Genomic DNA, 25,199 nt, shown 5'->3' with positions numbered 1-25,199 from the left:
CTCGAGTCGGAGAATGCGGGACAACTGCTTGATTAGGTCATGCCAGTCCTCGAGCTCGGTCGAGACATCAAAGACTGTGCTGGGACGCACGTCAAGAGGGATGTAGAGGAGGGTCCAGGGTAACACCTGCTCACGCGCACGCGGATCGCCGCGAACGACGCGGAAAGAGGGCCCTTCGTGCCGTCACGCCAGTTCACTACCTCGAAGCCATTCTTTCCGCGCGTCGAGGAAGACTGCCTGGTCGTGTTCTCTTCCGTCGTCCACTGTCACCGTCAAGATATCGGCGCTAGATCTCCGGGAAGGTGTCGCTGCACCCGCTCGGCCGGCTTTCACGGAAGGCACGTGGAGAAGAGAACGCTCACGCCGCGCTTATCACGGTTCGCGACGGCGAGGTCCGGCCTGCCATCGCCGTCGATATCTCCCGCGGTAAGGCCACCCAAGCTCATGTAATCGACGTTGGGGGCGAAGGTGCCATTTCCGCTGTTCAGCAGCACGCTCGCCGTCGAGCCGTTTCCCACGACGAGGTCGGGTTTGCCATCTGCATTGAAGTCCGCGACCGCCACCGAGCGCGGGGTATGGCACGTTGCATAGTCGACTTTGGGCGCGAAGGCGCCATTGTCGCCGTTGAGCAATATGCTGACGCTGGAGCTCCATTGATTCGCGACAGCGATGTCCAGCATCGCATCGCCGTTCAGGTCGACCACGGCCATCGCGGCGGGACCCGTACCTGCGGGGTAATCGCGCTGGCGCGCCCAACGGCCGCCAGTGGACACGATGCTCACCGTATTGCTGCCCGCGTTGGCGACCGCGAATTCCGCCCTCCCATCGCCGTTGAAGTCCGCGGCTGCAACCGCAGCCGGACGAGCGCCCGTGGAGTGATAGAATGCGAGCTCGAAGCCGCCTGCGTGTCGACTGGTCAGCAGGCTCAAGCTGCCGCTGTCACCGTTCACGACCGCTAGGTCGAGCTTGCCGTCGCCCGTCACGTCCGCCGCCGCGATCGACAGAGGACCATGGCTCGTCGTGTAATCCCTGGCGGACGCGAAGCTTCCATTGCCTTGATTGAGCAGCACGCTCACCGTATTGCTGTCGTGGTTCGCGACGGCGAGGTCGGGGTTGCCGTCGCCATTCAGATCCGCCACCTCCACCGCGCTCGCATTCGCGCCCGTGGGATAATCGACGACGGGCAGGAAGCCGTCGCTCCCCTTGTCGAGCAACACGCCGACGCTGTTTCGATTCACGACCACGAGGTCGAGCTTGCGATTGCCGTTCATGTCTGCCATCACGACCTTTTCGGGCTCCGAGGCCGTAGGGTAATCGACCATCGTCGCGAAGTCGCCATTGCCTTTGCCCAACAGAACGGTCACGGTATTGCTGCCTTCATTGGCGACGGCGAGGTCCTGCTTTCCGTCGCTGTTCAGATCCACCACCGCGACCGAGCTGGGACGCCCGCTCGTGAAGAGATCGATCATGGGTCCGAAAGTCCCATTCCCCTTGTTGAGCAAAACGCCTGCCCTGATCCCGCTCGCGACGGCGAGGTCGGGTTTGCCATCGCCATTCAGATCCGCCGGCGTGACGGCGCGGGGGTTCGAGCCCGCAGCGTAATCGACCTTGGCCGCGAAGCCGGCGCCCGGATTCTTGAGCAGCACGCTCACGGTCTTGCCGAGCGAATTGGCGACAACGAGGTCCTGTTTGCCGTCGCCGTTGAAGTCCGCGGCCGCGACCGCGACGGGGGCCGCGTCCGTGGCGAAGTCTCCCCAGTCGTCGAAAATGCCCTTGCCCTTGTTGACCAGCACGGTCACCCTGTTGTCGTCCTTGTTCGTGACCGCCAAATCAGGCTGATTGTCTCGATTGACATCTACAACAGCCATCGCCGAAGGGATGGAGCCCGCGCGGTAATCGACTCCGGCCGCGAAGGTGCCATTGCCGCGATTGAGCAGCACGGCCACGCCGTCGCTGCTCGCGCTGGCGAGGTCGGGCTTTTGGTCGCCATCGAGATCCGCCGCCGCCACCGCGAAGGGGTGCCACCTCGCGTGGGAATCAGCCTTGGCCTTGAACGTACCGTCACCCTTGTTGAGGAAGACGCTGACCTCGGATCCATCGCTGTTCGCGGCGACGAGGTCTGGCTTGCTGTCACCATTCAGATCCCCTGCAATGACCGAGCTCGGGGCCTTGCCCGTGGGATAATCGACCTTGACCGCGAACGTGCCATTGCCATGATTGAAGAGCACACTCACCGTGTTGCTGCCCTTGTTCGCCACCGCGAGATCGGGATCGCCGTCGCCATCGAGATCCGCAGCCGCGAGGGAATGCGGGTCATTACCCACGTTCACGAGCGGAACCCCAGGGAGCCCCAGGGTCCCTTTACATGGACGAGCGGCACACGCTCCAGCGACGCACCTCGCATCTCCGTTGCAAACGACAGGACGTGCGCCGAGACAAACACCAGCTCGACACGTATCGCTTTCGGTACACAGGTCCCCGTCGTCGCATGCCGTGCCTTCGGCCTTGCCCTGACAGAATGGCCTTTTTCTCTCCGTGGCGCTGGGTTTTACCTGGTGATCCTCGACGTGCCCCTGCGACCCGCCACACCCGCCGGCCGTCGCGCCGACTGCGGGCAAGCTGGAGATGGCCAGCAACGAGATCCCTATGCCACGGAAGGAGCACCGCATTTCGGCCATGATCGGCCGGGGCTTGCCTCATGTCAATACCGATGCGATATCTGTCCGTGCGAACGACTTCTCAGCGTCGCGCCGGGCTCTGCCCCGGACCCCGCGGGGGCCGTTCGCCCCTCGACCCGGATCCAGGGCGAAGCCGAGACGCAGAGATGCATGGTCGAGCGCCGGAGCGGAAGAATGGGGGCACAGGACGCATACGGCGTTCTCGGCCTCCGCCCATGCCTTCGCTTCTACCCTCAGCGTCCGGCGATTTCACCGCCTTCTGATTTTTACGCGCGGGCACGTCGGGCAACCGAGTAAGCTCCTTCAGTTGCCAAGTGTCTGCACTCGAAAGGCGCATGCCTAGAATCGCATCGAACTTCCCTTCGTTTGCCGCTTCGGTCTCTGACGAGACTCCCCGTTCGGCAAGTGCGCCACGCACGATGCAATCGATCTCGCGCCAGGCCAGAGTTTGGAGGTAACCGGCCAAGCTGCAGTTTCGGCCACTTGAGGCGGCTATGGCAAACCGCTTGCTGCGGAGTGACGTTGCAGGCCCCGCGATGAGGGGTGCAGGGCTGCGGGGCCGATCGCGGGAGGCCATTGCTCGCGGCGGCGCGACGGAATCGTGCTTCCGGGACCGGATCCATGGGAGAGGCGGGACCGAATGATATCGTCCATCCCGATATGAACCTTCGCACCTCGCTCGCGCTCCTCGCTCTGCTCCCAGCCTGTGGCGGCGAACCTCAGCCGCCGGCCGGCGCGCCCGAGGCGACGGTGGCATCGGCGTCTCCGGTGCCCGTCGCGAGCGTCACGGCCGCGCCTGCGGCGGCGCCCCCGCCCGTCGCCGCGGGGCAGAAGATGGCATGCCCGCCGGCGCTGCCGGTGCTGAAAACCGAGAGCACCGTGTGGGGCCCGCTCGTTCGCCGCGGCGCCTGCTGGACGCTGCTCAATCACACGAAGGGGGCGCCTGACTACGACGACACGCTGCTCGTCATGCCGTGGAACGTGCGCAAGGTGGGCAAGGCCGACGTAGCCCAGCTCAAATACACGCTCGGCCGCAACAGCAGCGCTCACGAGTCTCCGGACGACGTGCTCCCCAAGCAGGTCGCCGTCACGGACCAGGGCGTGTGGTTCCTCCCCGCCGACGCCGACGACGCTGCCATCACCGCCGCGCTCCGCAAACCCCCCACGCACGCGGCGAAGCCGAAGACGTTCGAGCCGACCCAGGAGAACGGCTACACGTTCGTGCGCGAGGCCAAGACGTCGGGTGGCCCGATCGTGTGCGCCGGCCACGCGATCCCGCCGGCGCAGGGCAATTGTGGGGACAAGTGCAATGCGATGGTCTGCTTCTCGGCGTCGAACGGCGTGGTGATCGTCGAAGGCACGGCGGCGCCGGCATCGGGCGTGTATGCGCAGAATGGGTTTCGGATCGGGCCGTAGGGCCGTGAGGCGCCGCAAGCGCCTCTCCGCCTTCGACCTCTCATCCACTCCCGAGCTCCACCAGCCGCAGCTCGATGCGGGTGACAACGGAAACCCGGCCGTCTTTGTCAGGACGCCCGTCGTCGACGCTCCGGCGCCGCAGGCTACTTGCCACCCGGTGGGGCTGTTGCGCTGCCTCCCGCGCTGCCCGCGGAGCCCCCGCCTCTCGGTCGCCTGCCGTCCGGTTCGGCCGCTCGCGCCTTGGCGCCGCGTCCGTCGGTCTAATTCAAGTCGAAGGCCGCGAGGATGCACGCCCCGACCTCGCCGCACGGCTTCTCCAGGCACGCCTGCGCCTCCGTCACGCAGCTCTCCCGCGCGGGGGTGGAGTAGCAGCTGTCCGCGGGCCAGGCATTCATGCATTCCATGCGGCGGGCCGAGCAGGCCTCGAGGTACGCCATGTCGACCGGGCGCATCTGAAGCCCGACGACGGCGTCCTCCCGGCAGGAATCGTACGAGGTCTGGCACTCGGGGTTATCGTCGACATAACATTGCACCGCACGGCAGCGAACCGGTCGGCTACGTCCTCCTCGCGGACGCGACGACGTTCTGCTGCCGCGAGCCCGTGACCTGACCTGGATCAGAACCAGTAGAGGAGCGACGCACCGAAGTTCGCCGTCACTGGCTCCGTGCGCCATCGCGTCGGCTTCTCTTTGGAGATGAACCTCGACCGAAACAGGTTCCCCGCGATCTCCGCGTCCATTCGGATCTTCAATCGATCGCCGATCTTGCCGAACACGCTGAAGCCGTACGCGAATGGCTGGGATGTCTTTCTTGAAGACCAGCGCATCGGGCATGTGCGAGAGCGCGGTCGTTCAGGAGCACTCGTCACGACGTGTGTGTTTTTTTCTGCCCGTCGCGACGCTCACGGAAGCCATAGCTCTCATCTTCACGGAGTATCGCCATGCGGTCGTGAAGCTGGGCGTAGCAGAAAGTACGTACCCGTCGGCCGAACCCGATAGCCGGAGATGACCATGGCGTGCGTGGAGGTGACACGCACTTGTCCTTGGCCGTGGGCACTGCCGGGCCCAGGGATGAGGAGCTCAATGCCTCGGTCGCGTCGCGAGCCATCGATTGAGCTCGGCAGCTTCGGGGATGTTTGCTTTCGTGGAGCGGGCGAAGGCATCCTTCGCCGCATTCGCGAGCGTGAGGGCGCGTTCGCGATCGCCTCCGCCCTCCCACAAGGCCCGCGCAAGAGAAAAACGTGCGTTGGCGAGGACCTCGGGACGACCCTCCCAGGTCGGCCCCTCGCAGAGAGCGAGCGCCCGTTCGAGCGGCGCAAGTGCATCTTTGGGGCGGTGCAGCGCGAGGAGGGCTCTCCCCATCGGAGTTAGCACCTCGGGAAGGGATGGGTGTTCATGACCACCGACTTTCTCCATAATGCCGAGCGCACGCTGGATATGCGGGAGCGCTTGCAAAGGTTTGTCGGCGCGGAGCAGCATGTCTCCCCAGTCGAGGCGAACGATGGCGTCGTTCTGGGATTCGACTGCGGATGCCTTCTCATACAGCCGGATGGAACGCTCGAAGCGAGCAGCCGCGGACGCATACAGCTTCTCCTCTGTATCGACCTTGGCCAGACAATGCGTCGCCAAGGCCAGCCGAGCGCTCTCCTTACCCATTTTCGCTTCCGTGATCGAGAGGGCCCTCTGGCAATATTCTCGCGCTTTTTCCAGTTGGCCTGTATACCGGTACGCATGACCGAGAACCTGGATGGCGTCCGCGATCGCTGGGGTATCGCCATTGTGCGTCTTCCACCAGATATCCAGGGCACGGCTCACGTAAGAAATCGACTCCTCCGCCTTTCCTTGCTCGAAGAGTGCAAGTCCGATGAGGAACAGGGCTTGGCCAGAATCGCGGTTGTATTGCCCGTACGACAGATCCGTGAGCGGAAGCGCGTTTTGGAGTAATGTTATGGCCTCCGCGTATCGACACTTCCCAAAGAGTGCCACCGCGATCCGACGCCGTATCCCCGCGGTCCGGGGGTGTGTCGAGCCGAGGTCCTTGACATAAATATCGAGTGCCTGTTGAAGGGCATGGTGGGCCTCATTGAACCGTATCCCCTGGTTCAGATACGTAGTGGCCAATTCTGCATGCGCCCTGGCCACGTTGATGTCGCCTGGTCCGAGCATCTCGAGCCGTAGCTCGAGGACACGCTGGAACTTGTCAACGGCCTGCATCATGTCGCCCTGCTGCCTGAAGGAATGTCCTTCGTACATGAGCAGATCCGTCTCGAACGCCTTGTCTCCACCGAGTCGCTCCAGCGCTGCCCGCGCGGCGCGATTGATGGGCATCGCCTCATCGAAACGCGCTTGCTGGGCTCCGGTGACATAGAACAGCTCCATCTGGGCGCGCGCAGCCACCCGGTCATGTCGGCCTGCTTCCGCGGCCAGGGCGGCCTCGGTAAACGTTTGCGCTGATGCCTTGACATCGACATTTTGCTCGAGGATGCCGCGTTCCAGAAGCGCCTCGGCCTCGAGGGGTCGATATCCCAACAGACGCGCTTCCTCGGTGATTTGTCGGGTGAGCTCGAGGCTCTCTTTGTACTGGCCTGTGCGGGTGAGCGCCTTGGCCTCGGCGAGACGGACGCGCAGCTCGTCCACCTTGGCGCGCGCCGTCGGGTCGCTGGGGGGCCGAACAGGCATCGTGAGCAGGTCCGTGCGTGCACACAGCTCGACGGGCGCCACGTTCCCCGCGGCCTCCACGGCCTTCTCCACCGTCTTTGCATTCGCGCGCTGGAATTCGGTGGTGAGCGCCTTGACCTCCTGGAGCCGGTCCTTCAAGCACTGCATCCGCAGGTCGAGCAGGGACTCGGATTGCTCACCGCGCATGTGTGTCGCCTCGCAAGCGTCCGTGTGCATCGCGACCCACTTCGATGTATAGGCGTCGATGGCGCGCTCCACGCCCTGCCAGGCGTCGCTGGCAAAGGACACACGCGTGGCGAGGAAGGCGTCACGCACCGATTGCTTTCGCGCCTGATCCCAGACACTGGCGAGGTTTTGCTCGGCGCCCTGGCACAGGCGGGGAGGCGTTGCCGCGTGCTTCTCGCGCGCGAACGAGAAGAGGACACTCGCGCCGAGCGCCAGGGCCGTGCCCGCGAGGAGCGCGATGCGGCGAGGACGAGCGCGAGGGTCGTGGGTGAGCGCCGAGAGCAGCTCATCCATTGACGGAAAACGCTCGGCTGGCTCCGCGGATAACCCACGCAGGAGGGCTTGGTGAATGCGCTTCGGAATGCGCCGGCTTTTGGGGGCCGCGCGTGGAAGGCCACGCGAAATGGACGCGAGCAGGCTCTTGTACGTATCGCCCGTGAAGGGGCGCTCGCCGTACAGTGCCTCGTACAGCGCTACGCAGAAGCTGAACTGATCGCTGCGTGCGTCGACCGAGTCGCCCTCGACTTGTTCGGGCGCCATGTACGCCGGTGTTCCCACCAATGCTCCGCTGCGCGTCAGGTTGGCGGCGAGCAGACGCGTGGGCTGCATGCCATCCAAAGCAGGGAGAACTTCCTCGTCCCTCTCCTCTTGCGGACCTGGGGTCGTACCCAGCGTGGCGCGCGCCAGTCCAAAGTCGGTCACGCAAACGCGTCCGTCATGCCCACAAAGTACGTTGTCGGGCTTGAAATCACGGTGAATCAACCCAGCCGCGTGGGCCGCGGCGAGACCGCGCCCTGCGAGCACGAAGCGATCGAGCACCTCGCGTGTCTTGCGTGGGCGCTCGCGGATCCATTGCGTGAGCGTCTGTCCGTCGAGGAGCTCCATGGCGACGAAGACGTGCTCTCCCACCGTGCCGCAATCATGAACGGTGATGACGTTCGGGTGCGAAAGGCGAGCCATGGCCTGAGCCTCCCGGAGGATACGCACCCTCGAGCCCTCGACGCCGAGCTGCTCGATGACCTCGGGGCGCAAGATCTTGAGCGCCACTTTGCGATCGAGCTCGGGGTCGTAGGCCGCGTGGACCACGCCCATCCCGCCCATGCCGAGGCAATCGAGGAGAAGATAACGTCCGACGAGCGTACCGCGCGGTAGGAGTGCAGCCGGTATCGGTGCATGATGGCTGTCCAGCGCGCCGAGGGGAGCGGTGGTGGGAGCAGCACCGACCTCATCCGGGAACAGGGACGAGCGCGCGAACTCCACCAGAGCGCGCCGGCATTCTGCACATCGATCGATGTGCCCTTCGACTCGTGTCGCCTCCTGCTCGGAGAGCACACCTCGAACGAACTTGAGGACAGTGTTTGCGTCGATACAATCCATGGGGAGCCGTCGACGAGTCTACAGCGCGGTGGGTGTCGCAACAATTGCCATCTTTCCGCCTGTGTTGGCCGGAGGTGACGGAGGATGAAGATTTTTTTGCGACAGGTTGCCGAGGTCGGTGTCCATCAGCGCGAGAGGCATCGGCTGTCCAGATCTGGAGTGGCGCTCCCGACGAAAGTACTGCGTGCGCGTGGTGTGGGTATGGCGCGCGCTCATGCGGGCCGGACGCTGCGTGCGTGTCCTTGCGCCTGGAAAAAGAGAACGAACGATGAACGATTCACGTTGGTTTTACCTTGCAGCGGTCTTGGCCATCCCGGTGATCGGCTGTGGGAGCAGCGATGGTCTTTTTGCATCGGGGGGGACCGCGGGAGCGGGAGGCTCCGGCGGCGGAGCGGCAGGAGCGGGAGGCGCCGGCGGCGGAGCGGCAGGAGCCGGAGGCGCCGGCGGCGGATGCGATACGCAGAGCTGCAACGAGCCTCCGCCAGCCGCGTGCGCCGATGAATTCTCAGTGCTCACGTACGAGAGCCAGGGCCTCTGCTGGGAGGGCGCGTGCAAGTACCCCTCGTCGTCGATGACCTGTGATGCCTCGCCTCCGCCCGCCTGCAATGCCGATGGCTCGCTCCGCACCTATTCATCCATAGGCACGTGCGCGGACGGGGCGTGCTCCTACCAGCCGATGGACGTCGATTGCGGCGCCGCGGGCTGCTGCGAGGACCATTGCTGCGAGCTCGAACCCTCCAACGCCGACACCCTCGGGCAGCTCGAGAAGAACGGTCTCGTGGTCTCGGCGCCCCAGGGCACCTTCGACACCTCGACCGACTGCATTACTCCCTCGGTGCTGGGCGACTGCAAGGTGGTCGCGCCGGCCGGTTCGCCGGAGGTGTGCGTCTGCCGGGCCGACGAGCTGACGATCAACTCGCTCACGATCGCGGGCAAGCGCGCGCTCGCCATTTTCGCGACCAGGAGCGTCACCGTGGGGACCCTCAACGTCATGCCGGGCGCGGGCACGGGCTGGACGTACGACAACGTCGACGGCACGTCGGCGAGCGGTGGGAGTTATGGTACGACCGGCGGAAATGCCGTGGCGGCACCCACGCAGGGGACGCCCGCCATCGTGCCGCTGATCGGGGGCATGAGCGGCCAGGATAGCGCGTCCAAGGGCGGCCTGGGCGGCGGCGCGCTTCAAATCAGCGCCGGACAGATGATTACCATCGAAATCGGGATCAACGCCGGGGGAGGGGGCGGGACCCCGGGCGGGACCTCGGGGGGTATGTTCGGGGGGGCCGGGGGCGGGAGCGGAGGAGCCATCCTGCTCGAAGCGCCCAGCATCCTCATGAAGGGGACGCTTGCCGCCAATGGAGGCGGTGGAGGCGGCGGTTCGAGCAATATGCACGGAATTGGCGCGTCCGGTTCGGCCGGGAAGCTCGGGACGACCGCGGCCTCGGGCGGCAGCGGCAAGGACGGCTGGGGTTGCGACCTCCAGGGTTACACCGTCGGGGGCGACGGCGGCCTGGGATCGAAGGGCGACGGAAACGGGCAAGACGGGCAGGCGGACGATTACGTCTACAACTGCCTGAGCGGCACGGAGTACGTGGGAAGGGGCGGCGGCGGTGGCGGCGCCGGTCGCATTCGCATCAACACGCTGAATGGCTGCAACTGCTCCGGCGTGACGTCGCTAACGGCATCGGTCGGGACCGTCGTGCTGAAGTGAATGCGGACGGGCGATGTCTTCGCTGGGTTTGTCGAGCCCCACACCCGGGCGCACGGGCTTCGCGGAGACACCACTCTGATCCTCGCGACGAAACGCTTCCAGGAGGAACTCACGTGAAGAATCATCGATTCAATGTCCCGCTATGGCTCGGGCCGCTCGTTTTGCTCGCGGGGGCCTGTGGCATCGATTCCCCGGGGATGGGCGCAGGAGGCGACGGGGGCGGGCAGGCCGCGCGTCCGTCGTCGGAGGTAACGGCCGAGGCGCAGGCGGCATTGACGGCGGGCGCGGGCAGCCTGGGTAACTGCGACGGGAACCCGGCGCGCTGCGCGGCGGTGAACGTTGCCGTGGGCTTCAATCACACGGTGGCGCTGAAGTCGGACGGCACGGTCTGGGCCTGGGGGTGGAACGGCAACGGCGAGCTCGGGGACGGCACGACCCTCGAGCGACACACAGCCGTGCAAGTGAGCGGGCTGAGCGGCGTCATCGCGGTGGCGGCGGGCGCCTCTTACACCGTTGCGCTGAAGTCGGACGGCACGGTCTGGGCCTGGGGGTTCAACCAATTCGGCCAGCTCGGGGACGGCACGACCCTCGAGCGACACACACCCGTGCAAGTGAGCGGCCTTGGCGGCGTCGCCGCGGTGGCGACAGGCCGGCAACATACCGTTGCGCTGAAGTCGGACGGCACGGTCTGGGCCTGGGGGTGGAACAGCTACGGCCAGCTCGGCGATGGCACGAACATCGATCGTCACACGCCCGTGCAAGTGGGCGGGCTGATTGACGTGACCGCAGTGGTCGGCGGAGGGTACCATACCGTTGCGCTGAAGTCGGACGGCACGGTTTGGGCCTGGGGGGAGAACAGCCACGGTGGTCTCGGCGACGGCACGACCACTTACCGAGACAAACCCGTGCAAGTGAGCGGGCTGAGCGGTGTCACTGCGGTGGCGGCCGGTTTCTTCCACAGCGTCGCGCTGAAGTCGGACGGCACGCTCTGGGCCTGGGGGTGGAACGCCCCCGGCCAGCTCGGCGACGGCACGAGCATCGAGCGTCACACGCCCGTGCAAGTGATCGGGCTGAACAACGTGACCGCCGTGGTGGGGGGCGAAGACCATACCGTGGCGGTGAGGTCGAACGGCACGGTATGGACCTGGGGGAGAAACGATTCCGGTCAACTCGGGGACGGCACGACCAACAATCGATCTACGCCACTGCAGCTGGTGGCGCCGACCGGTTTCGCCGCGGTGGCAGCGGGCCCCAGGCACACGGTGGCGATGAAGTCGGACGGCACGGTCTGGGCCTGGGGGTGGAACAACGAAGGCGAGCTCGGGGACGGCACGATCCTCGATAAACTCACGCCCGTGCAAACGAGCGATCTCAATCTCTCCCCGGCGTGCGGCGCCATGGCTGCCTGTAACGCAGGCACGGGCCTGTGCGCTGCCGTGCCCGTGGCGAACGGGACGGCGTGCGACGACAGCAATGCTTGCACGCAGATGGACTCCTGCCAGGCGGGCATCTGCACCGGAGCGAGCTCGGTGACGTGCGCTGCGCCCGACCCGTGCCACGAAGCGGGCACGTGCGACCCCGCGACGGGCGTTTGCTCCAGCAATCCGGTGAAGGCCGATGGCACGTCGTGCGATGATGGCAATGCCTGCACGCAGGCAGACACGTGCCAGTCGGGCACGTGCGTTGGCGCGAGCCCGGTGACGTGCGTAGCGCCGGACCCGTGCCACGAAGCGGGCACCTGCGATGTCGCGACGGGCGTGTGCTCAACGATCCCCAAGCCGGACAACACGCCTTGCGAAGGCGGGGTTTGCCTCGGCGGCGAGTGCCAGATCGAGGGACCGACGTCGAGCGCGAGCTCGACCGGGACCGGCGTCGGCGGCAGCAGCTCGACCGGGACCGGCGTCGGCGGCAGCAGCTCGACCGGGACCGGCGGGATGATGGAGACGAGCTCGACCACGGGCGTCGGCGGGGACACCGGGGAAATCCCCTCCAGCGAGAGTGGCTGCGGCGCCTGCGTCGTCGGTAGCGGATCGGCGACCGGGGCCCCTTGGATCGGTCTTGGGCTCTTGCTCGTGCTGCGGCGGAAGCGGAAGAGCCTAGCGTTTCGTCAACGCTCCGCTACCGTGGCGGCGATGCGTCTCCTTCCTCGTGTCCTGCATAGCTGCCTCCTCGCTGTCAGTCTCGGGTGCCTACCGGGTTGCGTTGACCTCCTTCGCGGTGGCGCTGAGCTCATTCGAGAGGCGAATGCCCCGGAGGAGGAGCCGGCGACACCCGAGGCTGCCGCTGCCGCGAAAGAGCCGAAAAAGCCCAAAGAGTCGAGCTTTCCTGTCGTCGCGGCGCCGTATCAGCGCCGGATCCTCTTCGCGAACAAGTCGCTGAAGGCGGACGCCAGCAACGCCTCGATCGCGATCGACACGTGGACGCTCGGAGACCCGCTGTACATCCATGCCTATGGGGGGGCCTACGGGGAGGAGGCCCCGAAATTCGTCGTGTTGTACGCAGAGGTCAACGGCGAGCCCGCCGCCTGTGCCGACAATGAGATCATCCAGGGTGCGGATTTCGGGGCGCTCGGCCGTGTCGAGCTTCACGGCGACTCGATCACGCCGGTTCAAGGCGGGGTTGGTCCGCAGGCGTTCGATACGCACATGGGCATGCCGGCGAGCGTCTATGCGGGGGTCTGGGCGAACAACCTGAAGAGCGATCGACCCTGGGCGCGGACCTGGGAGGAGTTCCACAAGCGCATCATCCCCATGCTGCACGTGGGCGACAACACGCTGAAGCTCACGCTCGCGGACGAGAAACGCACCGAGATCTTTGCCGAGGGGACGGTGACCATCAAGGTTCCGAGCGAGGCTGCGTTCAAGGCCGAGCTTTCGGCGAACGTCGAGACATCGGAGAGCGGAGACCCCGCGACCTTGCGCGAGATCGACAAGCTCGTGCGGGCTCATTCCTGGTTTCGTGGCCTTCAGATCGTGCGGGTCTCCTACGTCCTCGACAAGTGGAGAAAAGAGTACGAGGGCCGCGAGGTCGTCAGGGCCACCATGAACGTCGACGTGATTTTTCGCAAAACCGGGGACAAGTTCCCCGCGCGATGTCGCGTGAGAGGCGTCGTCGCCGCGCGCAATGCAGAGGGCAGCCCGGAGACGAAATTCGGCAAGATTTTCCTCGACAGTTACACCTTGGAGACGCGGTGGACCCCGTGTCCATGAGCCGACCGGCCCGAAGCCCTGACGAGATCACTGCGCGGCATCCGTCAGATACCGGTGGATGCTCAGGTTGAGCTCACTCTTGACCAAGGCGAGCAGACTGTTGAAATCCGCGTTGTCGAGCCCCAGCCGCTCGCGGAGGAGGCGTTGTGTCTCGAGGAGGATGGACTCCCGCGCCTGCGCAATCCACCGTGCGACGGTCGAACGGTGGACCCGGTGGATGGCCCCGATCTGATCGATGTTCAATCCATCGATGAAATGGAGACGTAGCAGGTTCCGATCACGCGCTGACAACGCTGCGACCGCCGTTTCGAAGGCATACTTGAACTCGTTCCTGTAGCGCGACTTGAGATATTCCATCTCGGGGGACGCGTGGGTCGCGAGTCCATCGAGGCGGTCGTCCGCGTTGACGTGCACGGCCTCTCGCTTGCGCCCACGCCGCGCGTTGAGCGCCATGCGCACGGCGGTGACCCGGAGCCAGGCGCCCAGCGACCCGATTCCGGCATACTCGCTGATTTTCGGCAGCTCATCGGGCTCTGCAGCAAACAGCTTCTGACGGAGGAGCTGGACGAGATCGCTACTGTCCTCGACCCCGGCGACGCGCGCCATCGCTGCATGGAGCCACGAAAAATAGCCGCGCTCGATCTCTGCGATGGCGGCCCCGTTGCCGTGCGCGGCCGCGCAAGCGAGGTAGAGATCACTGGTGTTCAGGGTTCCGAGGACCTCGAGTGGTTCGTGTGTCGAGGAGAGGCGCCCCCCCAGGTGGCGGGCGAAGGTTTCACCTGCCACATGAATGTCGGGATGCGCTGTATGCGCCGCCTCGAGGATCGCGCAGAGCTTCGCTTCGAGCCCTGGTGCTGCGGCTTCGGTCCGCGTGGACGCGCCACCAAGCACCTCGAGGAAGACGGCTGCGAGCGAGGGGGATGGTACCATGAATTACCAAACATTACCAGGAGGTCGACCCTTCATCAAGCGACGGGCTCCAGTACAGCGCCCCGACCGAGGTACGCCTCGCCGAGCTGCTCTTGGAGGATCCGCTGCTGCTCCGCACGCCCATCGTGCGCTCCAGGGCGCGCTCGGCGGTGGGCGCGGCCCTCACGCGCCCACCGCCGACGTCCGCGGAGGCGGCTTGGGCAGGCAGCCAGGCCACACCTCGAGGAAGTCGCGCAGCGCCGCGACGAAAGTGCTCAGGCGCGCGGGCACGTGCTGGCTGCGGGGATACACCGCGTACATCTGCTCCGCGGGCATCGTGTACGCGTTGAGCACCTCCTCGACCTTGCCCTCGGAGATCGCGGGCGCGGCCAGGTAGTCCGGCAGGCAGCAGATCCCGCAGCCGGCGACGGTGAGGTCACGCAGCAGCGCCCAGCTGTTCGCGGTCGCGTGGCGGTGGACGATCGACAGCTTCGTGCCGCCGCGGGTGAAGCGCCACGTTGCCGCCTCGCGCCGGGTGCCCATCACCAGGCACGTGTGCCGCGAAAGCTCGCGCGGGTGCGCTGGGACGCCGTGACGCGCGAGGTAGTCCGCGCTGGCAACGAGGCGACGACGCGAGGGCGCGCCGAGCTTGCGCGCCACGAGCGACGCGCTGTCGCACGGCTCGACCTCGATCACGACATCGAAGCCGTCGCGCACCGGATCGACACGCTCGGAGACGAGCTCGATCTCGACAGCGACGCCCGGGCATTCCTTCGCGTAGCGTCCGAGTACGCGCCCGAGCACCGCTTGCCCGAACTCGACCGGCGCGGCCACCCGCAGGCGCCCGCGGGCCTCGCTGCCGCGCGACGACACCGCGTCCTCCGCCTCGGCGATTGCGTCGAGCCCGGCGCGCACCTTCTCGAGGTACGCACGCCCCTCCTCGGTCAGGCGGACGCGCCGTGTCGTGCGCTCGAGCAGCCGGGTGCCGAGGCGCCGCTCGAGACGACTGACCTGCACGCTGACGGTCGACACCGGCGCGGATAGAGCGAGGGCGGCGGCGCGGAAGCTGCCCGTCTCGGCGACGCGAGCGAAGGCTTCGATGGCGGCGAAGTCGGGGCGGCTGTTCATGGCGCTGGACAGAGTGATCAATCCATCCTCATTGTTCAAGCTGCGGCGGCTACCTAGACTGCGGGCATGACCGAGACCATGAAGCTTTTCTACACGCCAGGGGTATGCTCGCTCGCGCCGCACATCGCGCTTCGCGAGGCCGGCGCGACATTCGAGCTCGCCCGCGTCGACCTGAGGAGCAAGAAGACCGCGGACGGCGACGACTTCGCGCGCTTGAACCCCAAGGGGTACGTGCCCGCGCTGCTGCTTTCGGACGGCACCTTGCTGACCGAGACAGCGGTCTTGCTGAACTACATCGCCGACACCTGGCCGGAGGCCAAGCTTGCCCCGCCGCGCGGCAATCTCGTGCGCGTTCGCTTCGACGAATGGCTGCAGTTCATCGCCACCGAGCTGCACAAGGGCTTCGCACCGTTCACCCTGATGCCAAATGTGAGCGAGGAATCGAAGCGCTGGGCCGCGCAGCGCCTCGCTGGCCGCGTCACCCTGCTCGCCGAGGCGCTCGCCGATCGCCCGTTCCTCCACGGCGACGCGTTCACCATCCTCGACGCTTACGCATACTTCGCGCTGCGAACGTATCGACACCTGCTGCGGGTCGATCTGCCCGGCACGCTTGGCTCATACCTCGAGCGGCTCTCCGCGCGCCCAGCCGTCCGCGCGGCGCTCACGGCCGAAGGCATTCACTAGCCGGAGGGGCTCGCGTGGCCGACATCACGTCGGCGAACATCGGAGCGCTCGCGACGATGATTCCACGGGCTGCTGGGGCGCTCGCGCTCGTGGTCCGTCGCACCGAACAAAAAACGCAAAAGCGCCCCTGCCTCCCCGTCTCTAGGGCGAGCGCCGGCGACCCGACGGTCCCGGCGACACCGTGAGGAGAACAGGGATGCGCAAGCTCGTGGTTGTCATGGCGCTGCTGGCGGTGGCCGGCTGCAATTCGAACAAGGGCGAGGAGGGGGCCGCCAAGCCGGCCGGCTCGGGCGCACCGGCGGCGAAGGGCGCGGCCGAGGCGCCGAAGGGGGGCGAGGCCAAGGGCGAGCTCGTGGACGTGGAGCTCACCCCGATGCCCCTCAAGATCAAGGTTCGGCCGGGCGGCATGGGCGCCATGGACATGAGCCTCGACGATCAGCACAAGAGCGCCACCGTGGACATCGGCGACGGGGCCTCGCTCAACGTCAGCGAGGCCAAGGACGATTTCGCGGCCCTGAAGAAGGGCTTCGAGGGCGACACCGTGCTCTTTCCCTTCAAGAAGTGGGCGAAGGAGGGCCCGAACATGGCCATCGTCCAGTTCGAGAACGCGGGCAAGACGGGGTATATCGGCTTCAAGCTGAAGGAGATCGGCGGCAAGAAGTACGTCTGCAAAACGACCGGCATGGAGGGGGTTCCCTCGGCCGAGGTCGCGGAGAAGAACCTCGAGCCCTGCGAGACCCTTGCGGGCAAGTGAGGCGCGGAGCCGCACCTTTCAAGGGAGCATCGAATGTCATCCGAATGGTTGTGTGCTGTTCTCGGAGGTTTCCTGCTCGCCACCGCCGCGGGGTGCGCGGCCGGCCATGCGGGTCAAGATCCGTCGAGCGGTGGCTCGGACCACGCAGGCGGCGCCGGCGGGGCCGGCGGGGCCGGCGGCGGCGGTCATGGGGGCGGCGGTAGCGGCGGCGGCGGAGGATCCCCGGGCCACGCGCTGCCGCCGCTGCCGCTTCACACCGAGGGGCGCTGGATCCTCGACGCCTCCGGGGAGCGATTCAAGTTCGCCGCGGTGAACTGGTACGGCGCCGAGGAGATGGACTACGTCCCCGCCGGCCTCGAGATCGCGGATATCGGCGCCATCGCCGCGCGCATTCGCGCTCTCGGCTTCAACGCCGTTCGGCTCCCGTGGTCGAACGAAATGGTCGAACTGAACCCGGTCGTCGCCGACGAGGTCGTCAGCGCCAACCCGAAGCTCGAGGGCAAGACGGCGCTCGAGGTGTTCGACGCCGTGATCGACGCGCTCGCGTACGAGGGGCTCGTGGTCATCCTCGACAACCACGTGAGCGAGGCCGACTGGTGCTGCAGCGATACCGACCAGAATGGTCTCTGGTACACATCGAAATACCCGGAGGCCACGTGGCTGAAGCACTGGGAGGCCCTCGCGAAGCGCTACGCGGCGCAGCCGGCGGTCGTGGCGGCGGATCTTCGTAATGAGCCGAGGCCGGTGCTCGAAGCCGGCTGCCAGGCCTGCACGCAGTGCCCCTGCGGGAGCTGCGGCTGCGTGACGCCCGTGTGGGGCGGGGGCGATCCCGCCACCGACTGGCACGGGGCGGCCACCCGCGGGGGAAACACCGTGCTGAAGCAGAACCCGAACCTGCTCATCGTCGTGGAGGGGCTCAACTATGGGTCCGACCTCGGGGGGCCTTATACGTTGCCCGTCACGCTCGACGTCCCGGGTCGGGTCGTCTACTCGGCCCACGACTATGCCTGGTTTCACGCGGGGCTCGGCGATTATCAGCAGCTCAAGACGGAGCTCGGCAACAAGTGGGGCTATATCCTCACGCAGGGGCAGCCCTTCACCGCGCCCGTGCTCGTCGGCGAGTTCGGCACCTGCCACAACGCGGCCACGTGCGTGAGCGACGCGACGGGGCAAGGGTTCTGGTTCTCGGCGTTCCGAACGTACTTGAGCGAGGCGGACATCGACTGGGTGTATTGGGCGGTGAACGGGACGCAAGCGCGCGGCACCGGCCGGGTCTTCGGCGCCGAGGAGACATACGGTATCCTGGACACGAAATGGGAGGCCCCGGCGTCGGAGCCGCTGCTATCGTCGCTGCAAGCGCTCCAGGCGGTGACGCAGAAGCCGTAGCTGCGGAGCGAGCGCCTCCTCGACACCTCAGCGCCTGACCTGCGAAGCGGCCGTGGTCACCCCACGGGCAGGCGCGCACCGATGAACTCGGCCGCGGTGAGGGCGGCCGGGTGCCCGCGGTTGCACAGCACCACGGTCGCGTAATCACGATAGATCGCCAGATCGCCGTTGACCCCGGGGGCGCTGCCGCCGTGCCCGTAGTAGGTCTCGCCGTTGCGGGTCCGCACCGCCAGGCCGAGGCCCCAATGCGACGTGCCCGCCACCACTCTGGGGGCCGTCATGGCCGCGAGCGTCGCTGCGCTGACCAGCGCCCCGCGGCGCAAGGCGACGACGAAGGCCTGCAGGTCCTCGACGGTCGAATAACCGCCGCCGGCGGGGAGCCCTTCGTAGGGCGCCAGGGCCTTGCGCCCGGTCGCGCCCGCGCCGGTGTACGGCATCGCGGTCGCGCGCGAGGAGGCGAAGGCTTGCGACGTCGCCGGCATCCCCGCGGGCCCGAAGATCCGCTCGTGAAACACCGCCTCGTACGGCTTGCCCGTCACGCGCTCGAGGATCGCACCCAGCAGGACGAACCCGTAGTTGCTGTAGCCCCACCGCGATCCCGGCTCGAACAGCGGCTCACGCGCGCCGTAGAAGCGCACCAGGTCGGCGGTGGTCTCGAGCGCGCCGGCGTTCGCGTCGTACTGCGGGCCGAAGATGTCGCCGGTGCCGCCGGTGTGGGTCAGCAGCTGCTCGACCGTCACTCGCTCGGCCAGGCTCCGGTTGGCGTAGTCGGGTAGATGCCGGGCCAGCGGGTCGCTCAGGCCGAGGCGCCCTTGCTCCACCAGCTGCATGATCGCCACCGCCGTGAACACCTTGCCCATCGAGCCGATGCAAAACCGGGTCGACGTCGTCACGGGGAGCGCCCGTTCGTCGTTCGCCGAGCCGTGGCCCGCGCTGAAGAGCACCTGTTCGCCCCGCGCGATCAACACCGCCCCGTTGAAGCGACCCGCCCGGGCTGCCTCGCCCAACTTCGTTTTCACCGCGGCGAGGGCCGACGCCTGGTCGAGCCGCTGGATCGTCCCCTCGGCAGGAGCGCCGGCGAAGGCGATGTCGTCGAGCTTGTCCGGGCCCGAGGCGGTGAGCACCACCTTCGAGCGCCGGTCCCACGCGTGATCCTTCACCCAGGCGGTGATCTCCTGCGGACCCGTCACCTGCGACGACAGCAGCTCGAAGCCGCCGGTGATTTCGCGGACCGCCAGGTCGTCGTCGACGTACGGGCGCACCGTCGGCGCGAGCGTCTCGACGAACCGCTTGTACACGCCCAGGTCCGGATCGTTGAACGCCGCCAACCAGCGTTCCAGCCACGATTCGAGCACGGGCGGCGGGTCGACGGCCGCCTTGCTCGCGGGCTCGCGCGGACGGGCTCGACAACCGCCGAGTGCGGCCCCCGCGATCAGCCAGCCGGCACCTGCGCCCACAGAGACGAGAAGATCGCGTCTGTTCACGATGTGGGCTCCATCCTAACCCGGTGCATCGCGACGGCCACGAAAATGTAGGGGCGTCGAACCTCAGGGAACCTCGCTGGGGTTTTTCGGATGACGCGACCCGGTTGCCGGAGCTCATCGATCGCCGCGATTCAATGCGGTCGCCGTATCGCTCGCTGAACGCGACCGGCTCGGCACCTGACGGCCGGGCTGCAGGCAATGCAGAAGAGGCATGGCTCGTCGCATGCACCGATCGCCTCGACGATGCGCAGGTCATCCCATGAGAGTTGCTGGAGCTGGTCGGCCATGGTCGTTCCCTCGGACGGAATGCATCGCTCCCGGTCGTGACGCTCCTGCTCGAGTCGACGTCCAGAACGTCACCGTTTGTCAGGAGCACGCTGACGAAACTCCGCATAGCGCATCTTCCTTCGCTCGCCAGAAGCAGCCGACCGAGCAGGGCGAGGGCGCGTTGCGCCGGGTCGAGGTTGAAACCTGCGAATCTTCGCCGTCATGAGGGAGATCGTCGGGATCCGTCATAGGGGGCGCTTTCCGCGAGGAATACCCTGAAAGATTCCCGTGACGTCATTTCCGGGCACGAGTTGCACATCCGTGGGCGGAAAAATGCCGCTTCGACGTCGGCACGCGACGTGTATGGCGAACCGCCGGACATCAAAGGGTGGGTAACCCCCCAGGAGCAAAGAAAAATGAAAACGTATTGCATGCTTTTCGCCATGGCGTTCTCTGCGATGTCGATGGTTGCCGCCGTCGGTTGCGGCGACGACGACTCCGACGGCATCGAGCAGGACAACAAGACGGTCGCGGACCTCGATCTCACCCCCGACACGAGCTCGATGAAGAAGGGCGAGACGCTTCAGTACACGCTGAAGGTGATGTATTCCGACGGGACGTCGGAAGGGGATATGTCCAGACACGCAGGTGTCGAATGGATCTCGAGCGACCCGGCGACCGCCACCGTATCCGCTGACGGCCTCGTGACAGCGATCGACGAGGGAACGGTCACAATCACCGCCCGCTTCGGCGGCCAGGAAGAGTCCGAGAGCCTCGTCATCATGCCCTGAAGCCAGAGGTGCGCTGATTCAGGTTTGGTGAAAGGCCCGCTCTCGGGGGAGAACGGGCCTTTCCGGCTTTGGGCCGCGTGTGCGCCAGCGGATCGGGTGACTGATCTCTCCGCCGCTTCCCATGCGGCGGCCTCTCGCCGGCCACGGGCCCCTCCGGCCCGCAACCGCCTCCGGGCGCTGGTTTGAGCGTGCGAAGGCCATCGGCACCGTCACACTCTCCCGCTCTCCCTCCATCTACCAGCATGCGCCGCATCCTTTTCGCCTTCGCTCTCCTCGCCGCCTGCCGCTCCGAGCCCCCGCCGTCCGTCGCTCTCCCTCCCGCCCCCTCACCCTGGCCCTCCGCCGCACCCCTCGCTGCGCCCTCCGCCACCGCCGCGCCGGAGCCCACGCCCGCCGCCGGCGCCCCTGAGCCCGTGAGCACCACGCTGGCCCTCGGCCGCGCCTTCTCCTGCCTCCTCACCGCGCGCGGTCAGGTTCGCTGCTGGGGCACGAACGACTCCGGCCAGTGCGGCGGCGACGGGCTCGGCGGCGTGCTGGCCCTCGGCGCCGGCCCCGATCACGCCTGCGCCGTGCAGGAGGACGCCATCCGGTGCTGGGGGAAGAACGATCTCGAGCAGCTCGGCGACGGTACCCGCCTCGAACGCCCGAGCCCCGTCCTCGTGCGCGCGATGGGCCGCGCCGGCGAGCACATCCAGCACGAAAAGACCCAGCCGGTGCTCACGCGCGACGGCTCGTGCTTCTTCTGGTCCGAGGAGTATTCCGGCTCCTTCGCGGCGTGCACCGGCGCGCACCACGACATGGACATCTTTCGCCTCACCGGCCGCGGCCCCGCGCCGCCGTGCCCGTCGGGGACGCTCTGCCCCAAGGTCTACGCCGCGAGTGGCGCTGCCTTCGAGTCGGCGCTGTGCACGCTGAGCGATGCCAACGGCGTGCCACGCGTCGCCTGCCCGTTCGGGCCGCCGAGCCTCGCACCGCGGCAGCCCGAACGCGACCCCGGATCGCAGGACGACGGCAAGACGGTGTCCGTGCTCGCGGTGGGGCGAAACTTCGCGTGCGGGCTCGGGGCGGGCGGCGTGCTCTGCTGGGGGAGCAACACGCGTGGCCAGCTCGGCCGGAGGGCGCCCGCCGATACGAGGGATCCGCTGCCAGTCACCGGGATGGCGGGCGCGGTGGCGTTGTGCGCGGGCGCGGAGCACGCGTGCACGCAGAAGGCCGATGGCCGCGTGTTCTGCTGGGGTGACGGGCGCCGCGGGCAGCTCGGGACGGGCGATCCCGTGGCCGCAGGGACGGCGGTGGAGGTGCCCGCGGCGGCGGGCGCGAAGGCGATCGGCTGCGGCGAGGCGCACACCTGCGCGGCATTCGCGGACGAGCGCGTGGTGTGCTGGGGCGCGGACGAAGCGGGCCAGTCGAGCGGCAGCGGGAAGGGGCCCACCGCGGCGCCGCGGGTGGTGGCGATCTCGGGTCGCGATCCGGGGATCAGTAATCGAAGATGACGAGATCCACGCCGAGCTCGATGGTCTTCGCCACCCAGCCCGTGAGCACCTCGATGAACTCGGCGCCGTCGCCTTCGTGTGCGGCGGGGATCTTGGCGGCGAGCGCCGCGAGCCGGCCCCGGGGGACGATGGTCACGAGCGGGTACTCCGGGGTGTTGGGGATGGGAACGGGCCAGGTTTGGTCGGGGTAGTTGAGGTCCGGGCTGTCGACGTCGTCGATGCCAAAGATCGCCTCCATGCTGCGTACCTCGCGCTGGAGCCGGGTCCCGAGCGTGTGCATCAACGCCACCACCGCGTAGCCATACTTCGACGGATCGCGATCGCCGATGGCGCCGGCGAGGATTTCGTCGAGCGCGCCCGCGCTCGGATCGTCGATCGTCGCGAGATACTTGCTGTATCGCGCCGAGAGGACGCGCGCGCGGAGGCTTTCGTCGTTCGAGCCCCATGCCGCCTTCACCCGATCGATGTCGACGGCGACCGCCGTGGTGTTGCTTCCCATGCACGGCACATAACACGAAGGGGGGCGGATGGCCTCGTCTGGTCGCCTTCAGGCCGCTAGCTGCTCGTGATCCACGTGAGCACCTCCGAAAACACACGATCCCCTTCCGCCAGGTTGCCGTGGGTACACCCGGGCATCTCGAAATACGACGACCTGATGCCCGCCCCTTCGAGCATTCGCACCGCGCCCTTCATTCGCCGCGGAGCGTCGAGCGAGCAGGCCATCGTGGCCACCGCGCGAGCACCCTTCAGCCGATCGAGCCGCGGATCGTGCGGCGAGCCGATGAGCACCACGCGCGGATACCGATCGGGCGACGCCTTCACCAGGTTCTCGATGAGCGTCGCGCCCAGCGAATAACCAACCAAAACGACATCGGCGGACGCCGGCGTCGCGTGACCGGCAGCGGCGAGAGCCGCCTGGATGCGCGGCTCCTCGTGTTTTGGATCCGAGGAGATGCTGCGAAAATCCTGCAAACCACCACATGGTCGATCGCCGTCGATCGCGACGGCTCCGCCATGCGCACGCGCCGCTTCCGCAAAACCCCATAGGTAGGCGCCCGCGTTCGAACAAACACCGGGCAAAAACACGATGCGCGGCGGGCGCCCATCCGCGCTCTTCACGATCGACGCCGGCAGGTCGCCAGGCACAGCAAGCGTCTCGACGACGGCCGGGTTCGCGGGGGCGCTGGCAACTCCCGCCGCGGATGGGCCCGGCGGTGGGACGGAGGCGCTCGCGTTCGCGGAGCCCGCCGCGCTCGCCGAACCCGCGGCATCGATTGCGCCCGCAGCCGCCGAGCCTTGTGGTGCCGCCTCCGTGCAGCTCGCCGCGCAGGGAAGCGCCACCAACATGAGCACGAACAAACGCTTGGTGGACCGTGACGACGAAGACACGAACGGGTGAGGCGGCTTCATGGGGCCTTCATCGTCGCGCGGGATGCCGAAAGTGTGACGCCGGTCCGGTCCAGAGGCCCCCGCGGGAACATATGGCTGTCGCCGTGCCTGCCGCGAGCTCGCCGCCGGCGGGCCCGGGCCCAGCCCCCTCCGAATCGAACGGCGTCTCCACGACCCCGAGCGGATTCACCGCGTCCCGGAATTCGCGCACCATCGCGCCTCGCGGGAGCCTCGGCCTGAAGTTCGCGCCTCGAGAAGCGGCGTCGCGGGCGAGTGAAGGACCACGCGCCCCACGAGCTGCTAGGATGACATCGATGTCGCCTCGATCCCGCGCTTCCTTCACCGAGCTCGTGGCGATGCTCGACGACCCCGAACGCGCCCCTAAAGCCGCGCGAGCCCTCGGCCGAACACGCGATCTCGCCGCGATTCCGATCCTGCTCACCCGTTACGACCTCGCCGTCCGCACCTTCGATTCGTGGGAATGGTGCGGCACGATCGACGGGTGGATGCCCGAGACGAGGTTGGCGCTCCTTCGCGCCCAGGCGCTTCGTCGAGCGATCGTGACGGCGCTCGGGGATCTCGGGCGGCCCGCGCTCGAGGCAGCCCTCGCGCTCCCCCTCGGAGCCCGTCCCCGTACGTCCGATCTCGTCGAGATCGCGCGACGATCGGGCCCCACATCCGTCGACGTGATCACGCGAGCGCTCGACGGCCGCAATACGTCCGAGATCAAATGCAACATCCGGCTGCTTCGCGATCTCGGCGATCCCTGCGCCATCCCCCATCTCGTCCCGCTGCTCGGCCACCCCGCGAGCAGCGTCGGGGGCATCGTCTGGGAGACCCTCGTGAGGCTCGGACGGCGGGATCTCGATAGCCTCGCGGCCCTCCCGGAAGCCGCATTGGATCCCCTGTGGAAACTCGCCCTGCGCGCGAGGGCGGGTGATCGGCGTATTTTACCGCAGCTCCTCCGCACTTGCGAGGCGGGTGAGAATGGGCGAGCTCGGAATGCCGCGCTGGGCGCGCTCGGCCATCTGCGCGCCGCCGAAGGCGTGCCGTGGCTCCTGCGTGTCCTCGACGAGGGCTCGCCGGACGCAACCGTCGAAATCGCCGTGGAGGCGCTCGGTAAGATTGGCGATCCGGCGGCCATCGGGCCGCTTCTCCGGATGCTCTCGCATGACCACCTCTACTTCAGGATCGGCTGGGAGGTCGGGCGTGTGTTGCGCCGGCTCCTCCGCTCGCCGCGCCCGCTGCTCGATGCCGTGGCGAATGGACTCGCGCCCAGTCGAGCCGCCGGGGTGCTCTCACTTCTCTCGCCCATCGAGGATGGAGATGCGCTCGCCGAGGCGCTCGCGCACCCGGCGGTCCAGATACGCGAGGCCGCCGCGATGACGGCCCACCATGTCGAAGGGCGAGCGCGACGGCATGCATTGCTCCCGCGGCTCGAAACATTGGCGCTCGAAGACGGCGAGCCGCGCGTCCGGCGCCAGGCCGCGTATGCCCTGGGCCGCCTGCACGTCTCGTCGGCGGTGGCCACCCTGCGGCGGGTCCAAGGTGATCCGAACGAACAGGTGCGCGAAGCTGCCACGCGGGCCCTCGAATGGCTGGCGTGGCGGCACTAGAAGT

General features: G+C 67.3%; 18 protein-coding genes. 9 read left to right on the top strand and 9 right to left on the bottom strand.

Annotation, left to right across the window (positions count from 1 at the left end; translation table 11 throughout):
* Nucleotides 1-329 precede the first annotated feature (329 nt).
* Nucleotides 330-2,669 carry a VCBS repeat-containing protein gene (locus QHF83_RS35790; RefSeq protein ID WP_348980502.1) on the bottom strand — a complete coding sequence of 780 codons (2,340 nt, stop codon included), beginning with the start codon at nt 2,667-2,669 and terminating at the stop codon, nt 330-332.
* 669 nt (nt 2,670-3,338) lie between these two features.
* Here QHF83_RS35790 and QHF83_RS35785 point away from each other — a divergent pair.
* On the top strand, nt 3,339-4,094 hold the full coding sequence (locus QHF83_RS35785; RefSeq protein WP_282422519.1) for a hypothetical protein: 756 nt from the start codon (nt 3,339-3,341) through the stop codon (nt 4,092-4,094).
* A 260-nt stretch (nt 4,095-4,354) separates the two neighbouring features.
* On the opposite strand, the gene QHF83_RS35780 is transcribed toward QHF83_RS35785, so the two are convergent.
* The 3 genes from QHF83_RS35780 to QHF83_RS35770 form a co-directional block, all read right to left on the bottom strand.
* Entirely contained in the window at nt 4,355-4,627 is a 273-nt protein-coding gene (locus tag QHF83_RS35780) for a hypothetical protein (RefSeq protein WP_282422518.1), read from the bottom strand.
* A gap of 83 nt (nt 4,628-4,710) precedes the next feature.
* Nucleotides 4,711-4,869: a hypothetical protein gene (locus QHF83_RS35775; RefSeq protein WP_282422517.1), complete on the bottom strand. Its 159-nt coding sequence runs from the start codon at nt 4,867-4,869 to the stop codon at nt 4,711-4,713.
* Nucleotides 4,870-5,173: 304 nt separating this feature from the next.
* Entirely contained in the window at nt 5,174-8,374 is a 3,201-nt protein-coding gene (locus QHF83_RS35770) for a serine/threonine-protein kinase (protein WP_282422516.1), read from the bottom strand.
* Between the two features lie 268 nt (nt 8,375-8,642).
* Here QHF83_RS35770 and QHF83_RS35765 point away from each other — a divergent pair, with 268 nt between their 5' ends.
* Both QHF83_RS35765 and QHF83_RS35760 read left to right on the top strand, forming a co-directional pair.
* Complete coding sequence (locus QHF83_RS35765) at nt 8,643-10,085, top strand: hypothetical protein (RefSeq protein ID WP_282422515.1); 1,443 nt, start codon at nt 8,643-8,645, stop codon at nt 10,083-10,085.
* Between the two features lie 113 nt (nt 10,086-10,198).
* Nucleotides 10,199-13,294, top strand: a complete 3,096-nt coding sequence (locus QHF83_RS35760; protein WP_282422514.1) for an RCC1 domain-containing protein — start codon at nt 10,199-10,201, stop codon at nt 13,292-13,294.
* 27 nt (nt 13,295-13,321) lie between these two features.
* Here the strand turns inward: QHF83_RS35760 and QHF83_RS35755 are convergent, their stop codons facing one another.
* Together QHF83_RS35755 and QHF83_RS35750 are read right to left on the bottom strand one after the other, a co-directional pair.
* A complete protein-coding gene (locus tag QHF83_RS35755; protein ID WP_282422513.1) occupies nt 13,322-14,224 on the bottom strand; it encodes a sigma-70 family RNA polymerase sigma factor in 903 nt (300 codons plus the stop codon).
* A gap of 162 nt (nt 14,225-14,386) precedes the next feature.
* Complete coding sequence (locus tag QHF83_RS35750) at nt 14,387-15,331, bottom strand: LysR family transcriptional regulator (protein WP_282422512.1); 945 nt, start codon at nt 15,329-15,331, stop codon at nt 14,387-14,389.
* Nucleotides 15,332-15,397: 66 nt separating this feature from the next.
* Between QHF83_RS35750 and gstA the strand changes: the two genes are divergently transcribed.
* The 3 genes from gstA to QHF83_RS35735 all read left to right on the top strand — a co-directional run bounded on the left by gstA (nt 15,398) and on the right by QHF83_RS35735 (nt 18,155).
* Nucleotides 15,398-16,015: a glutathione transferase GstA gene (gene gstA, locus QHF83_RS35745; RefSeq protein WP_282422511.1), complete on the top strand. Its 618-nt coding sequence runs from the start codon at nt 15,398-15,400 to the stop codon at nt 16,013-16,015.
* Nucleotides 16,016-16,211: 196 nt separating this feature from the next.
* Nucleotides 16,212-16,769: a hypothetical protein gene (locus QHF83_RS35740; protein ID WP_282422510.1), complete on the top strand. Its 558-nt coding sequence runs from the start codon at nt 16,212-16,214 to the stop codon at nt 16,767-16,769.
* 33 nt (nt 16,770-16,802) lie between these two features.
* Complete coding sequence (locus tag QHF83_RS35735; RefSeq protein ID WP_282422509.1) at nt 16,803-18,155, top strand: glycoside hydrolase family 5 protein; 1,353 nt, start codon at nt 16,803-16,805, stop codon at nt 18,153-18,155.
* Between the two features lie 56 nt (nt 18,156-18,211).
* On the opposite strand, the gene QHF83_RS35730 is transcribed toward QHF83_RS35735, so the two are convergent.
* Nucleotides 18,212-19,639 (bottom strand): serine hydrolase domain-containing protein, encoded by a 1,428-nt coding sequence (locus tag QHF83_RS35730; RefSeq protein ID WP_282422508.1) that lies wholly within the window; start codon nt 19,637-19,639, stop codon nt 18,212-18,214.
* A 710-nt stretch (nt 19,640-20,349) separates the two neighbouring features.
* Between QHF83_RS35730 and QHF83_RS35725 the strand changes: the two genes are divergently transcribed.
* The gene (locus QHF83_RS35725) at nt 20,350-20,697 is read left to right on the top strand and encodes an Ig-like domain-containing protein (RefSeq protein WP_282422507.1); all 348 of its coding nucleotides are present in this window, start codon (nt 20,350-20,352) and stop codon (nt 20,695-20,697) included.
* 413 nt (nt 20,698-21,110) lie between these two features.
* Nucleotides 21,111-22,190 (top strand): hypothetical protein, encoded by a 1,080-nt coding sequence (locus QHF83_RS35720; RefSeq protein ID WP_282422506.1) that lies wholly within the window; start codon nt 21,111-21,113, stop codon nt 22,188-22,190.
* Here the strand turns inward: QHF83_RS35720 and QHF83_RS35715 are convergent.
* Both QHF83_RS35715 and QHF83_RS35710 read right to left on the bottom strand, forming a co-directional pair.
* On the bottom strand, nt 22,174-22,689 hold the full coding sequence (locus tag QHF83_RS35715) for a hypothetical protein (protein WP_282422505.1): 516 nt from the start codon (nt 22,687-22,689) through the stop codon (nt 22,174-22,176). The genes QHF83_RS35720 and QHF83_RS35715 overlap by 17 nt on opposite strands.
* A 56-nt stretch (nt 22,690-22,745) precedes the next feature.
* Entirely contained in the window at nt 22,746-23,600 is an 855-nt protein-coding gene (locus tag QHF83_RS35710; protein WP_282422504.1) for an alpha/beta hydrolase, read from the bottom strand.
* A 293-nt stretch (nt 23,601-23,893) separates the two neighbouring features.
* Between QHF83_RS35710 and QHF83_RS35705 the strand changes: the two genes are divergently transcribed.
* Nucleotides 23,894-25,195, top strand: coding sequence for a HEAT repeat domain-containing protein (locus QHF83_RS35705; RefSeq protein WP_282422503.1), 1,302 nt, complete (start codon nt 23,894-23,896; stop codon nt 25,193-25,195).
* The last annotated feature ends 4 nt before the right edge of the window (nt 25,196-25,199 follow it).

This window comes from Polyangium sp. 15x6 (assembly GCF_029960785.1).
Classification (GTDB): domain Bacteria; phylum Myxococcota_A; class Polyangia; order Polyangiales; family Polyangiaceae; genus Polyangium.
Note: the sequence above shows the minus strand (reverse complement) of the source record. Positions and strands in the feature narration are given on the sequence as shown.

What these genes read in the sequence shown, in the direction of transcription:
- QHF83_RS35790 (WP_348980502.1), bottom strand. Translation starts at nt 2,669, where the DNA reads ATGCGGTGCTCCTTCCGTGGCATAGGGATCTCGTTGCTGGCCATCTCC.
- QHF83_RS35785 (WP_282422519.1), top strand. Translation starts at nt 3,339, where the DNA reads ATGAACCTTCGCACCTCGCTCGCGCTCCTCGCTCTGCTCCCAGCCTGT.
- QHF83_RS35770 (WP_282422516.1), bottom strand. Translation starts at nt 8,374, where the DNA reads ATGGATTGTATCGACGCAAACACTGTCCTCAAGTTCGTTCGAGGTGTG.
- QHF83_RS35765 (WP_282422515.1), top strand. Translation starts at nt 8,643, where the DNA reads ATGAACGATTCACGTTGGTTTTACCTTGCAGCGGTCTTGGCCATCCCG.
- QHF83_RS35755 (WP_282422513.1), bottom strand. Translation starts at nt 14,224, where the DNA reads ATGGTACCATCCCCCTCGCTCGCAGCCGTCTTCCTCGAGGTGCTTGGT.
- QHF83_RS35750 (WP_282422512.1), bottom strand. Translation starts at nt 15,331, where the DNA reads ATGAACAGCCGCCCCGACTTCGCCGCCATCGAAGCCTTCGCTCGCGTC.
- gstA (WP_282422511.1), top strand. Translation starts at nt 15,398, where the DNA reads ATGACCGAGACCATGAAGCTTTTCTACACGCCAGGGGTATGCTCGCTC.
- QHF83_RS35740 (WP_282422510.1), top strand. Translation starts at nt 16,212, where the DNA reads ATGCGCAAGCTCGTGGTTGTCATGGCGCTGCTGGCGGTGGCCGGCTGC.
- QHF83_RS35735 (WP_282422509.1), top strand. Translation starts at nt 16,803, where the DNA reads ATGTCATCCGAATGGTTGTGTGCTGTTCTCGGAGGTTTCCTGCTCGCC.
- QHF83_RS35725 (WP_282422507.1), top strand. Translation starts at nt 20,350, where the DNA reads ATGGCGTTCTCTGCGATGTCGATGGTTGCCGCCGTCGGTTGCGGCGAC.
- QHF83_RS35715 (WP_282422505.1), bottom strand. Translation starts at nt 22,689, where the DNA reads ATGGGAAGCAACACCACGGCGGTCGCCGTCGACATCGATCGGGTGAAG.
- QHF83_RS35710 (WP_282422504.1), bottom strand. Translation starts at nt 23,600, where the DNA reads ATGAAGCCGCCTCACCCGTTCGTGTCTTCGTCGTCACGGTCCACCAAG.
- QHF83_RS35705 (WP_282422503.1), top strand. Translation starts at nt 23,894, where the DNA reads ATGTCGCCTCGATCCCGCGCTTCCTTCACCGAGCTCGTGGCGATGCTC.